The organism is Staphylococcus pragensis, assembly GCF_004785665.1.
Classification (GTDB): Bacteria; Bacillota; Bacilli; order Staphylococcales; family Staphylococcaceae; genus Staphylococcus; species Staphylococcus pragensis.
On the sequence record NZ_SRPJ01000005.1, the window covers coordinates 87,562 to 100,488 of the forward strand.

Annotated in this window: 14 protein-coding genes and 1 pseudogene; 9 read left to right on the forward strand and 6 right to left on the reverse strand. The window is 30.5% G+C overall.

What is annotated here, in order from left to right:
- The first annotated feature begins 461 nt into the window (after window positions 1-461).
- From E2558_RS09600 to E2558_RS09610, 3 genes are all read left to right on the forward strand, one after another.
- On the forward strand, window positions 462-1,241 hold the full coding sequence (locus tag E2558_RS09600) for an LURP-one-related/scramblase family protein (RefSeq protein WP_126564925.1): 780 nt from the start codon (window positions 462-464) through the stop codon (window positions 1,239-1,241).
- A 355-nt stretch (window positions 1,242-1,596) separates the two neighbouring features.
- Entirely contained in the window at window positions 1,597-1,980 is a 384-nt protein-coding gene (locus E2558_RS09605; protein ID WP_049335216.1) for a hypothetical protein, read from the forward strand.
- An 11-nt stretch (window positions 1,981-1,991) separates the two neighbouring features.
- Window positions 1,992-2,624 (forward strand): hypothetical protein, encoded by a 633-nt coding sequence (locus E2558_RS09610; protein WP_126564924.1) that lies wholly within the window; start codon window positions 1,992-1,994, stop codon window positions 2,622-2,624.
- Window positions 2,625-2,762: 138 nt separating this feature from the next.
- Here E2558_RS09610 and arsC read toward each other — a convergent pair whose 3' ends face one another.
- The 5 genes from arsC to arsD form a co-directional block, all read right to left on the reverse strand.
- Window positions 2,763-3,155 carry an arsenate reductase (thioredoxin) gene (gene arsC, locus E2558_RS09615; protein WP_126564923.1) on the reverse strand — a complete coding sequence of 131 codons (393 nt, stop codon included), beginning with the start codon at window positions 3,153-3,155 and terminating at the stop codon, window positions 2,763-2,765.
- A 22-nt stretch (window positions 3,156-3,177) separates the two neighbouring features.
- Window positions 3,178-4,467 (reverse strand): arsenite efflux transporter membrane subunit ArsB, encoded by a 1,290-nt coding sequence (arsB, locus tag E2558_RS09620; RefSeq protein ID WP_049335222.1) that lies wholly within the window; start codon window positions 4,465-4,467, stop codon window positions 3,178-3,180.
- A gap of 2 nt (window positions 4,468-4,469) precedes the next feature.
- Window positions 4,470-4,784, reverse strand: coding sequence for an ArsR/SmtB family transcription factor (locus E2558_RS09625; protein WP_039984126.1), 315 nt, complete (start codon window positions 4,782-4,784; stop codon window positions 4,470-4,472).
- A gap of 137 nt (window positions 4,785-4,921) precedes the next feature.
- Entirely contained in the window at window positions 4,922-6,646 is a 1,725-nt protein-coding gene (gene arsA, locus E2558_RS09630; protein ID WP_188349594.1) for an arsenical pump-driving ATPase, read from the reverse strand.
- A complete protein-coding gene (arsD, locus tag E2558_RS09635; protein ID WP_002449502.1) occupies window positions 6,633-6,980 on the reverse strand; it encodes an arsenite efflux transporter metallochaperone ArsD in 348 nt (115 codons plus the stop codon). Before arsD ends, arsA begins: the two co-directional genes overlap by 14 nt.
- Before the next feature lie 282 nt (window positions 6,981-7,262).
- Between arsD and E2558_RS09640 the strand changes: the two genes are divergently transcribed.
- From E2558_RS09640 to E2558_RS09665, 6 genes are all read left to right on the forward strand, one after another.
- Window positions 7,263-7,457: a hypothetical protein gene (locus tag E2558_RS09640; protein ID WP_002441924.1), complete on the forward strand. Its 195-nt coding sequence runs from the start codon at window positions 7,263-7,265 to the stop codon at window positions 7,455-7,457.
- A 45-nt stretch (window positions 7,458-7,502) separates the two neighbouring features.
- A complete protein-coding gene (locus E2558_RS09645) occupies window positions 7,503-7,823 on the forward strand; it encodes an ArsR/SmtB family transcription factor (RefSeq protein ID WP_002449352.1) in 321 nt (106 codons plus the stop codon).
- An 87-nt stretch (window positions 7,824-7,910) separates the two neighbouring features.
- Window positions 7,911-8,795: a permease gene (locus E2558_RS09650; protein ID WP_126564921.1), complete on the forward strand. Its 885-nt coding sequence runs from the start codon at window positions 7,911-7,913 to the stop codon at window positions 8,793-8,795.
- A gap of 13 nt (window positions 8,796-8,808) precedes the next feature.
- Complete coding sequence (locus E2558_RS12550) at window positions 8,809-8,937, forward strand: hypothetical protein (protein WP_017175598.1); 129 nt, start codon at window positions 8,809-8,811, stop codon at window positions 8,935-8,937.
- A gap of 710 nt (window positions 8,938-9,647) precedes the next feature.
- Window positions 9,648-11,708, forward strand: coding sequence for a heavy metal translocating P-type ATPase (locus tag E2558_RS09660; RefSeq protein WP_168210238.1), 2,061 nt, complete (start codon window positions 9,648-9,650; stop codon window positions 11,706-11,708).
- A 17-nt stretch (window positions 11,709-11,725) separates the two neighbouring features.
- On the forward strand, window positions 11,726-12,271 hold the full coding sequence (locus E2558_RS09665; protein WP_049335234.1) for a YdhK family protein: 546 nt from the start codon (window positions 11,726-11,728) through the stop codon (window positions 12,269-12,271).
- A 571-nt stretch (window positions 12,272-12,842) separates the two neighbouring features.
- Here the strand turns inward: E2558_RS09665 and E2558_RS09675 are convergent.
- Window positions 12,843-12,927, reverse strand: a pseudogene (locus tag E2558_RS09675) (IS6 family transposase); the annotation flags it as partial.

The window sequence follows — 12,927 nt, forward strand, 5'->3', positions numbered from 1 at the left end:
ACATTGGATTCAAGAAATAGAAATATAAATTTTACAGATTTAGAAAAATATATTGAAATTGGTAAAAATGATAGAAATAGTTATTCTAAAAATAGGTCATGACGTGATATTTGTGAGAGTGAAAGAAGAACACATGAAAAATAAATAATCTAACCCAAAATATAATTAACAGGTAGAGATAAATTTTATACAACTCAATAGAATTTGTCTTTTTTCACGTATTCAGAAACTTTACATTTCAGATTCCGCAATAACTAATAATTACGTTTCTGTCTTTCAATAAGATGATTAGTTAGTGATACAATAAATTCATATAAAAAAGTATGAGAACCATTAAAATACATATAAGTATAAAAAAACGCATCATTAACTGATACGTAAAAGTATCCCACAAAAGCAATAAAAAAATAGATTGTGTGATATATTATAAAATTACTTATTAAATAAAGGAGAAATGGGTAATGATGATGTTTCGTGAAGCACTGATATGGATAGTGCTTCTCATATTTAACTTAATAAACACGTTTTTAGTACTTGTGGGAAAATCATCATTGTTCAAGGTTCCACTTTGGAGTACATGGTTAGTTTGGGGAATAGTTACTATAATTATAATAGGCGTTTTGCTTTTTAGAAAACATTTACAAAAAAAGCATCCACTCATTAATAAACGTCTCAATAATAAAGATTTTGAAGCGGGAGAATTCTTTGTACAAATGCCTTTATATATCATTGAGAATCAAAGCAATGTGATATACGGTAACGAGACAATAACGTATAAATCTATTTTTGTTAATATATTTCATAAATTATTGAGTCTCTTTGGTGTTCAAACAAAATATAGTCTATATATGACTTCTAGTGAGAACAATGTAAAAGTAATTCGTAAACATGTGGTAGCGAATAGACCTCAATATACGATGTATTTGAATAATGAAGAAGTAGGCACGCTTGAGATGAAAAAGTTCTTTAAAAGTGGGGGGAAGCAACAACTTCCTTACACGTTTAATTACAAATCTGAGGTATTTGATGTAAGTAGCCCATTTTTTAGTAATGAAACGAAAATCACATTTGAGAATGACGTAGTATTAACCGCAAAGCGTAGTTTTTTAGATATTTCAAAAAGTAAACGAACTAAAAAACGTGGGGAAAAACACACTATACACATTCACAGTACTAGAGTAGAGAAAGAAATATTACTAGCCATTTACTTACAATGCACGATCAATAAGCAAACACAATAAATGAAGTATAGCGATAGTATAAGGCGACCCGTATATTAGCGAATAAAGATTTTAGTACAAATATATCCTATTATCATAACGGCTAAAAAAGATAGTGAAGGTAATAAAGCAAACCATATTGACATAACTATCTCTCCTTACTCATCATATTCTGTATTGAAAATCTAAACTTATAAGTAAAAGTGATCGATGATTTTAAATATAGTTTAACAAAAATAATTAAAAATGAAATAACTCACAATTGATATATTAAAATGTATATAAAAGTTTTAAAGATAAAATAAGTTATGTATCACTCACTTGGAAATGAATGGACTAAGAATGTTACAATGCAAATGAGTAGAGGAGAGTGTTTATGAAAAAGATAATATTATTAGCTAGTCTATTAGGTTTGTCTTTTATCTTAGTGGCTTGCGGAACATCGGGAGAGCAGAAAGAACCTTCTAAAGATAGTCAAAAGTCAGAGAAATATACATATGAGTATTATGAAGTGCTAAATAATGGTTCAGAAGATACACCTAATGTGGAAATAAAATATAAAGATAAAAATGGTAAATCACATTTACATAAGACGGATTTAGAACACGTTTATGAACATATTTTAAATGATGGAAATAAAAAGCCTTATATAATTAAAGATGGCAAAAAGATTCATGTCTATCGTCCACCATATATGATTTATGGCGATGACGATATTGAAGGACAAGTTACTGCTAAAGATGAAGTATCTAAAGAGTAAGAGGTGAGTGGGTGAAGCATAAAGTATTAAAAATGATAAGTATAATGATAATCTTTAATGTGCTCTCGCTTTGTATATTGTCTACAAATTTAGAAGCTGTAACATCAAGCACGAGTAGCTCAAGTTCGAGTAGTAGTTCGTCATCTTCTGCAGTTAGAAGTTCAACGTCTTCAAGTTCGTCAATGAGTCGTTCAAGTACGATGAATGCTTCACGAGTTGCAAAACAATCAAGTCAACGTGCAGCGCAACAAGCTAGTCGAACAAATAGTATGACATATAATAACAAATCATCAAAATTCAAACAAGATACTGGTAAAATTCAATCTCAACAAGCACGATCAATGGTTTCTACAAGACATCGATATAGACCAGGGGCCTCATATGCGTCACAATTTATGGCCACTTCATATTATAATAATTGGTTATTTTTTTATTTTATTACATCCGGTATGTATAAAAATAAAACCAATCATGTTGAATACCAAAAAAACATGTTGAAACAACAAATGAAAGCACATGAGAAATTATATACCATTACCGTTCAAACTAATAAAGGCAAACGTTTAGTTGTTGTCCCGAAAAAGCAATACGATGAAATTAAAAACGGTGAGAAAGTGAAAATTAAAAATAGTGTATTGCAATAACTCACATTGAGTAATCCAACGTTCTTAATAGAAGGGAATTTTAATAAAGTTAAAGTGTGTTCATCATTTTAAAACTCTGTAATCGTCTAAAATGGCATATTAAAAAAAGCGTCTCAATGATATTGAGACGCTTAAAATTTATCTAGCCTTAAATGAGTCAATGGCTGCTTTGATTTTATCTCTAACACGTTGGAATTCTGACCAAGGTTTGCCAGCAGGATCGTCAAATCCCCAATGTTCTTTCTTTACATTAGGCGGCAATACAGGACAGTTTTGATCAGCATCACTACATAGAGTTACTACTAAATCGGATTGGTTTAGTATAGTATTGTCAATTAAATTAGAAGTATGGTTTGAGATATCAATTCCGACTTCTTTCATCGCTTCGATTGCTTTCGGATTGACACCGTGTGCCTCAATACCGCCAGAATATACTTGCCATTCATCACCTAAGATGTTCTTAGCCCAACCTTCAGCCATTTGGCTACGGCATGAATTACCTGTACATATAAAGTAAATTGTTTTTTTTATCCATAAATAGTCTCCTCTTTTTTTAGAAAATAATAAGTGTTAGATATAACCCTAACAGTGTGATAAACAGAACAGGAATCGTAATAACAATACCTGTTTTAAAATATGTGCCCCATGAAATTTTTACTCCCTTTTGTGTTAAAACGTGTAACCATAGTAGTGTTGCTAAGGAGCCGATAGGTGTGATTTTAGGTCCTAAATCTGCACCAATGATATTAGCATAAATCATGCCTTCTTTGATTAAACCGGTAGTTGCAGATTGTCCAATAGCAATTGCATCAATTAATACGGTAGGCATATTATTCATAATGGCTGAAAGAAATGCGGATATAAAGCCCATACCTATCACACTACTAAACAATCCATAGTTTGATATGCTTGATAGCATATTAGCTAATAATGCAGTAATACCTACATTTTTCAGACCAAATACAACTAAATACATTCCTATAGAAAAGAGCACAATATTCCAAGGTGCGCCTTTGATCACTTGTTTCGTGTTTACAACGCTTGATTGATAGGCCAATACAGTAAATATAAACGCAATTGAACAAGCAATTATCGATACTGGAATTTGAATAAATTCACTAACTATATAACCAATGAGTAAAATTGATAAAACAATCCACGAAAATTTAAATAATTTTGGATCTTTAATGGCTTGATCAGGCGTTTTAAGATTTTTAATTTCAAAATGGTTAGGAATAACTTTTCTGAAATATAGCCATAATACAACAATACTTGCAAGTAAAGAGAATAGATTTGGAATCATCATGCGACTTACATATTCAATAAATCCAATATGAAAGTAGTCAGCAGAAACGATATTAACCAAATTACTTACAATTAATGGAAGAGACGTAGTATCTGCAATGAATCCACTTGCAATGATAAAAGGAAAAATAACTTTTTGATTAAACCCAAGATTTCTTACCATAGCGAGCACGATTGGAGTGAGAATTAATGCAGCTCCATCGTTCGCAAAGAAAGCTGCTACAATAGCGCCTAACAACATAATGTAGACAAACATCTTAAACCCATGACCATTTGAAGCTCTGACCATATGTATAGCTGCCCATTCGAAAAATCCAATTTCATCTAAAATTAATGAAATGAGTATAACAGCGACAAAGGTTAATGTCGCATTCCAAACAATCCCTGTAACTTCTAATACGTCTGAAAAGCTAACGACACCTGTAATGATAGCAATAACAGCACCGATTAAAGCTGTAACTCCAATATCCAAACCTTTAGGTTGCCATATGATAAAAATCAACGTTAATATAAAAATAGTGATTGCTAATATCGTCATTGTTAACACTCACCTTTCTCTACTGTTTCACATATACATGGGACAGTACAGGAACTCAATAGAGTGAGTCGTGATGTAACGTTATCCAATACGTCATGATTCAATTTGTATAAAATTTTATTACCATCTTTTCTGGATGTAATTAAATTATTGTCTTTTAATACTTTCATATGATGACTTAATGTGGGTTGAGAAAAAGAAAAATGCTCTAATAAATCACAAGCGCATAATTCACCACAAGATAACAAATCTAATATTTCAAGACGGCTACTATCAGCCATCACTTTCAAGTATTGCGATATTTCACTATAATTCAATTTTTTCTCCCTTTCTACTTGAAATCTTTTATTTCGTTAATAATTTTTATTGTCACTTGATAAATTATATACTTGCTTAACTCCTAAATTATTAACTGGTTTAAAGTAGACTCTAGGTCTCATTATAATCAATAACATTAATATTCTGATATTCGATAAGGTATGACAAAGTAATTATCAAAACTTTCATTTTTAATTTTGTTTATCCAAAATGATTCATCTTCTTTTTTGTTACTAAAAAGGTCATCACGTTGATTTAGCGTAACTAACGATTGATTAACAACCCACCAATTATGGCCTATATTAGCTCTATTTAAATCTTCTACTAAACGTTTAGATTCTAAATAAGGTGTTTTTTCTGCTAGTGTTACGATTATCATCTGTGTTAAATTTTTATTTTGAATTTTAGGTAATAATGTTTCAACATTACTGGTAGTTTGAGTTGATTTTTTCTTTAATTCTCTATGATGATTTTCACTAGAATCAAGTAACAGCAAGGTATGGCCTGTAGGAGCTGTATCTACAATGACGTAATCCATGTCGTCTTGATTCTCCATAATGTCACTAAAGGCTTTGAAAAATGCTATTTCTTCTGTACAAGGTGATTTTAAATCTTCCATAATATAATCAATATCGTCTTGTGGTGTATCATCATTCACTGTGGCTAGTACTTCTTTTTTATACTTTTCTAATGCTTGTTCTTCATCAATATAAGCAGTATTTAAATTACTTGTAGTTTCAACATTAATTTCTTTAGTAGGGTCAGTAGTTGCTAAAAGAACACGATATCCTTTATTAGATAACGTTGTAGCTAATTGCGTTGCTACTGTCGTTTTACCAACGCCACCTTTTCCCATTGTAAATAAATATTGAACTTTACTATTTTCAATTTCATCGATTAATTTATTGAATTGCGGATGATCTTCAACAATAAAGTCATCATTTTCAATTAAGTTATCATCATTTAATAGATTAGTTAAACTTTCTATACCTTCTTCTTTCTGATTTTTATATGGAACGTAATAAGCATGATTGTTATTTAACCATTCAGTAAAATGATTAATGTTTTTATCTTGTTCTGATTTCATCTGACTCGAAATTAAACCGTGACTTTCTTCTATATAGTTGTTAATGATTACTTTGAATTTAGAAATTGACAGTTGTTGTAATTCTTGTTGCGCTCTTTGAATTTCATATATAGAAGAGTGAGTAGGTCTCGCAACTAACATCATGGTCGTATCATCTTGGTTACGTAGTTTTTCAAGTGCTGAATTATATTTAACTCTATTTTCATTTAAACCTGATAATTGACCTAAGCAAGAAGCGTCATTACTCGTTGTATTTAAATAATCTGTCCATGCAGAAGGTAATTCAAGCATTCTCAAGGTGTGACCTGTGGGAGCTGTATCAAATATAATGAAATCAAATTCTTGTTCTAAAGTTTTATCGGATAAAAAATTTGTAAATTCATTAAATGCTGCTACTTCAACTGTACATGAACCACTTAACTGTTCTTTCATTTCAGAAAGCACATCTTCTGGTAGAATACCCTCATAAGGTTCTATAGATTGTGCTTTATAATCGTCTGCAGCAGCAATCGGGTCAAAATTGGCTATAGAGAGATTAGGTATAGGTTGATATTTAGTTAATTTATTAGATAATTCCATTTGAAATACATCTTGTAAATTACTAGCTGGATCAGTACTTACTAAAGCTACTTTCTTTCCATTCTCTGCTAAGTTTAAAGCAATAAAACTTGATATCGTTGTTTTGCCTACGCCACCTTTACCAGTAAAAAACAAATATTTTGTTAACTCAATGTTATCTAAATTCAATTTATTTAAGTATTTAACAGCATCCATCTCCACCACAGCATCCTCCATTTCTCATTTGATTAACTGTAATGATTTCATCAGCTTCTTCTTGGGTAATATAAGCGCCCGTTTTAGCTATACCGCCTTCTATAAAAGTGATGGGTAAAACTTCATCACCTTTTTCTTGAATTAAACGAATAACTTCTTGATTTTTAATGAATTCATTCGGATTATTATTCATATTATAACGTTGAACTTCTATTTGATTTTGTTTTAAATATTCATTGATTTGGTTCGCTTTTATTAGTGTTTCATCCGGTTCTGGACCACATACCCCAGTAGAACAGCACATAGCTTCTTCGTATATTTCAATATTTAACATTATACTCACCTCATTAATTAATTTACGATTATAGACTAACATCTATATAGATGGGTGTCTATGTTTTTATTTGAGTTTTAAAAATTTTACTAAATTTAATTCTTAATAATACAATTTATAAAAAAATTATTTTAGTATTTCTGTGAGCAATACCTAAGTTTATGTAAAAATTATAGTTTTTTTCTTGCGATAATATGGATATTGATTTACATTTAATACATCAAAAAAAATTGATGTATTAAATGATATAAAACTACGTTGACAATAAGGAGGCGTGCTTGATTGCGAGTAAACCATGCAAGTACTTTAACTGTTGGTTATTTTGTAAGTTATTTAAATCTTGTTATGCTATCAAGAGAAATCAATTTAAAAGAAGCTACAATATATATGGAAAAGGAGTTTTTTAAAGGGAACATTAATCAGTATGGCGAATCAACAAAAAATAACTATAAACAAGCAATTCAAGAATTGAAATAAAGATAATATAAACTCAATGAAATATTATAAAAAGGATGGTATTTTATGGAAGTTATTAAAGCAAAGACTGATATGAGTGAAGATCAACAATTTGACTTTTATGAAAATATGTTTAATGCACTTGCCGATAAAATCAGATTAAAAATACTAAATCAAATTAGCCAAAGCTTCAATAAATCATTATGTGTATGTGATTTAGAAGAGTTATTAGATATAAAACAATCTAAACTTTCTTATCATTTAAAAAAATTAGTAGATGCAAATGTTCTTATTGCTGAAAAGCATGGCACATGGAATTATTATAAAATTAATGAGCAGCAAATACAGGTTGTTTTAAATGAAGATACTTGTTGTAAGATACTTTAAGTATCTTTTTTAATGTAGTATTAATCAATTTTTTTTGATTAATACATCAAGAAATATTGATTAATTAAATTTGGAGGCGTTATACTCATGTTAGATTCAATTATGGAATTTATAAAAACATTTGTGATGTTGTTTTTTGAACTATTCATACTATTTATCATCGTGAGCTTTATTGTAAGTATCATCCAGCAGATAGTTTCAGAAGAAAAAATAAAATACTTTTTAAGTAAACCTAATCAAGCTATTAATTATATTTTGGGAATGGCTTTTGGTGCGATGACACCATTTTGTTCTTGTTCTACAATTCCTATACTTGCAGGTTTATTAAATTCTAAAGTTCCATTTGGTCCTGCAATGAGTTTTTTAATTGCGTCACCTTTAATGAATCCCTTAATGATATTTATGTTATGGGCCTTATTAGGTTGGAAAGTTGCTGTTGTTTATTTTATTGTACTAGCAATCTTTAGTGTCTTAACGGGTCTAGTATTTTCAAAAATGAATTTATCTAAAAGTTATAAAGGTGTAAATGTTAAAGGCGATGAGTTTTTCGCTAATAAACATGGATCTCGTTTTAAACAAGCATTAAATGATGCTTGGGCATTCTTATATCCAATGATTCCTTACTTATTTATCGGTGTATTTATTGGTGCTTTTATATATGGCTTTGTACCCGAAACATTTATTACTAAATATGCGAGTGGAGGTGGCATTATATCCGTATTTATTGCTTCTATTATAGGTATTCCTATGTATATTAGACCTGAAACCATGTTACCTATAGCTGAAGCATTAGCTTCAAAAGGAATGTCGCTTGGGACAGTTGTTGCTTTGATCATTGGTGGTGCTGGTGCAAGTATTCCAGAAGTTGTATTATTATCGAAACTATTCAAGAAAAAATTTGTAATCTCATTCGTTATCGCCATTTTAGTTGTAGCTATTTCTACAGGTTTGATGGTGAACATCGTTATTTAAAGGAGGTGAGATAATGGGAGTCAAAGACGTATTAAAAAAATTAAAACCTCAGGAACAATCTTGTTGTTCTGTAGAAATTGAAGAAAAAAATGAAAAAAATGAAAAAGAGCAACAGGATAATAATTGTTGTTGTAACAATTAATTTAGAAGTCTGTAAAATATATGCTTCTAATAAATGAACGACAAATTCCAATGTAATAGTATGGAATTTGTCATTCTTTCGTTTCAATTAAGGAAAATAATGTTGTTTATTTAGTATTTCTTTAAGACTTATAACAAAAAGACGTTAATTAAAAATCGCATCATTAACCTATGTGCAGAATCATATTATAAATAAAACTAAAAATGAGGTTGTATATAACTCACTCTGAAATTGATTGAATATATAATATCTTTAATAAAATGCAGCTATTGTGGCGTAGAATTTGAGAATCAAAAAATGATTAATATAGTTTGAAAAGACTGAATATAAATACTAGAAAAATAGCCAGTAAATGAGTTTATTATGAATTCATTTACTGGCTTCATTAAATAATGATCTAGACAATTTGCTTTTCTAGACCTACTTTGAAGTGCGTTATTTTCTTTAAGAATAGTAATATATGATTTGTGTTGATAATGCTAACCTTGGTCAGAGTGTATTGTCATGCGATAGTTCAGATGAGATTTTTTAATTAAAACCTTGTTTTAAACATCGATGACAAGGTCTAATGTAGGACGTGTAGACATTATTTTCAGAATGATATAAACAAATCCATAAATGGAGATAAATCGAAACTATTTATACCCTGGGGGGGTATATGTTATAGTATAAATAACTTTACTATAACATTTTTATTAGGAGGGGTTAATTTGAAGAATAATGGTGAAGCGCATAATCATAAAAATCACATGAATCATTCTAATCAAATGCATCATGATAACCATACCTCACATCATCATAGTGGCCATGCACATCATCATGGAAATTTTAAAGTTAAGTTTTTTGTTTCATTAATTTTTGCAATACCTATCATTCTTTTATCGCCAATGATGGGTGTTAACTTACCTTTTCAATTCACATTTCCAGGTTCTGAATGGGTAGTGTTAATATTAAGTACAATTTTATTCTTTTATGGTGGTAAACCGTTCTTGTCTGGTGGTAAAGATGAAATTGCTACAAAAAAACCAGGCATGATGACCTTAGTTGCCCTAGGTATTTCAGTAGCTTATATTTATAGCTTGTATGCTTTTTATATGAATAACTTTAGTAGTGCAACTGGTCATACAATGGACTTTTTTTGGGAATTAGCAACCTTAATTTTAATTATGCTATTAGGACATTGGATAGAAATGAATGCTGTCGGAAATGCTGGAGATGCTTTAAAGAAAATGGCAGAACTGTTACCTAATAGTGCGATTAAAGTTATGGATAATGGCCAACGCGAAGAAGTTAAAATATCAGACATCATGACTGATGATATCGTCGAAGTAAAAGCCGGAGAAAGCATTCCAACAGATGGTATTATCGTTCAAGGACAAACATCTATAGATGAATCCCTAGTCACTGGAGAATCTAAAAAAGTCCAAAAAAATCAAAATGACAACGTCATCGGGGGTTCTATTAATGGGTCTGGAACAATACAAGTCAAGGTTACAGCTGTGGGAGAAGATGGATATCTTTCTCAAGTTATGGGACTTGTTAATCAAGCACAAAATGATAAATCTAGTGCTGAATTGTTATCTGATAAAGTAGCGGGTTATTTATTCTACTTTGCTGTAAGTGTTGGCGTGATTTCGTTTATTGTCTGGATGCTCATTCAAAATGATGTTGATTTTGCATTAGAACGTCTTGTAACTGTGTTAGTCATTGCTTGTCCACATGCTTTAGGCTTGGCAATACCTTTAGTCACTGCACGTTCAACTTCAATTGGTGCACATAATGGTTTAATTATTAAAAATAGAGAGTCTGTAGAAATAGCTCAACATATCGATTATGTAATGATGGATAAAACTGGTACTTTAACTGAGGGTAACTTTTCTGTGAATCATTATGAGAGCTTTAAAAATGATTTGAGTAATGATACAATATTAAGCCTTTTCGCCTCATTAGAAAGTCAATCTAATCACCCATTAGCTATAAGTATTGTTGATTTTGCGAAAAGTAAAAATGTTTCATTTACTAATCCACAAGACGTTAATAATATTCCAGGTGTCGGATTAGAAGGTCTAATTGATAATAAAACATATAAAATAACAAATGTCTCTTATCTTGATAAACATAAACTTAATTATGACGATGACTTATTTACTAAATTAGCTCAACAAGGTAATTCAATCAGCTATTTAATTGAGGATCAACAAGTCATTGGCATGATTGCTCAAGGAGATCAAATTAAAGAAAGCTCAAAACAAATGGTAGCTGATTTACTATCAAGACATATTACACCAGTCATGCTTACAGGTGACAATAATGAAGTGGCACACGCTGTCGCAAAAGAATTAGGTATTAGTGATGTCCACGCACAACTCATGCCAGAAGATAAGGAAAGCATTATAAAAGATTATCAAAGTGACGGTAATAAAGTCATGATGGTCGGAGACGGTATCAACGATGCGCCGAGTCTTATAAGAGCCGATATTGGTATAGCAATTGGTGCAGGCACAGATGTTGCAGTGGATTCAGGTGATGTCATACTTGTTAAAAGTAATCCATCAGATATCATTCATTTCTTGACTCTTTCAAATAATACTATGAGAAAAATGGTGCAAAACTTATGGTGGGGTGCAGGTTATAATATTGTTGCTGTACCTTTAGCAGCTGGTATTTTAGCATTTATCGGCTTGATTTTATCACCTGCAATAGGTGCTATTTTAATGTCACTAAGTACGGTTATTGTTGCAATTAATGCCTTTACATTAAAATTAAAATAAAAGATAGGAGTTTTATTATGATTAAAAAATTATTTTTTATGATATTAGGATCATTACTAATATTATCAGCTTGCTCCAATAATGATGAAAAAGATAAAGACACTAATGACCAAAAAAGTGAGAGCCATATGAAGCATAATGATGAAAGTAAAGTTCCTGAAGGTATGACATCGACTAATGAGGGTGAATTTAAAGTAGGAGATAAAGTAACGATTACAGCAGGGCATATGCCAGGTATGAAAGGTGCAGAAGCTACTGTAAAAGGTGCGTATAAAACATATGCTTATGTTGTAAGTTATAAACCCACAAATGGAAATGAAAAAGTAAACAATCATAAATGGGTCGTAAACGAAGAGATCAAAGATGCACCTAAAGATGGATTTAGTAAGGGCGATACTGTTAAATTAGAAGCAAGTCATATGTCTGGTATGAAAGGGGCTACAGCCAATATAGATAACGTGAAAAAGACTACTGTTTACGTAGTTGATTACAAATCCAAAGATAATGGTAAAATCATTAAAAATCATAAATGGATGACAGGAAATGAACTGAAAGCACGATAAAAATCTAGTTCTAGATTGAGAAATAAATAGATATAAAGATATCCTCCTTAATCAATAATTTAAATAACTTATTATTGTTAAGGAGGATATTTTTTAGTGTGTAAATTAAAAAGAATTTTAGAAGAATAACATTTATCAAAAAACTGTTCATTACCTTATTAAATGAAATTATATAATTAAAAACCGCATCATTAACCGATACGCAGAAGCGTATCACAAATAAAACTAAAAAATAGATTGTGTATAATATAAAAGGAAGGGATTTATATTAAAATTTTGAATTCAAAAATTATTGAAAGGGAAGCTACCTTAGAAATTGAATCTATGGCCACTAATACATTGAAAATAAACCCAGACATTAATTCTTACTATACAGAAATGTCTTTCGATGGAGAATTGGAAGTGTATGATCCTGAAAATTTGAATAAAAAATTTCGTTGGAAAAATACAAGTTCAAGTTAAAGGAAAAGAAGTAGCTAAAAGAGGAGGTAAGATTATTCGTCGAAGTAATGGGTTCTGTTGCAAAGTAAAAAAATATAGCTAACCACTAATTTATCATGTCAGTGTTCGCTTAACTTGCTAGCATGATGCTAATTTCGTGGCATGGCGAAAATCCGTAGATCTGAAGAGACCTGCGGTTCTTTTTATATAGAGCG

Excerpts from the sequence above, each read along its gene's own strand:
- arsA (WP_188349594.1), bottom strand. The coding sequence starts at position 6,646 with ATGGATGCTGTTAAATACTTAAATAAATTGAATTTAGATAACATTGAG.
- E2558_RS09650 (WP_126564921.1), top strand. The coding sequence starts at position 7,911 with ATGTTAGATTCAATTATGGAATTTATAAAAACATTTGTGATGTTGTTT.
- E2558_RS09600 (WP_126564925.1), top strand. The coding sequence starts at position 462 with ATGATGATGTTTCGTGAAGCACTGATATGGATAGTGCTTCTCATATTT.
- E2558_RS09645 (WP_002449352.1), top strand. The coding sequence starts at position 7,503 with ATGGAAGTTATTAAAGCAAAGACTGATATGAGTGAAGATCAACAATTT.
- arsB (WP_049335222.1), bottom strand. The coding sequence starts at position 4,467 with ATGACGATATTAGCAATCACTATTTTTATATTAACGTTGATTTTTATC.
- E2558_RS09665 (WP_049335234.1), top strand. The coding sequence starts at position 11,726 with ATGATTAAAAAATTATTTTTTATGATATTAGGATCATTACTAATATTA.
- E2558_RS09605 (WP_049335216.1), top strand. The coding sequence starts at position 1,597 with ATGAAAAAGATAATATTATTAGCTAGTCTATTAGGTTTGTCTTTTATC.
- arsD (WP_002449502.1), bottom strand. The coding sequence starts at position 6,980 with ATGTTAAATATTGAAATATACGAAGAAGCTATGTGCTGTTCTACTGGG.
- E2558_RS12550 (WP_017175598.1), top strand. The coding sequence starts at position 8,809 with ATGGGAGTCAAAGACGTATTAAAAAAATTAAAACCTCAGGAACAATCT.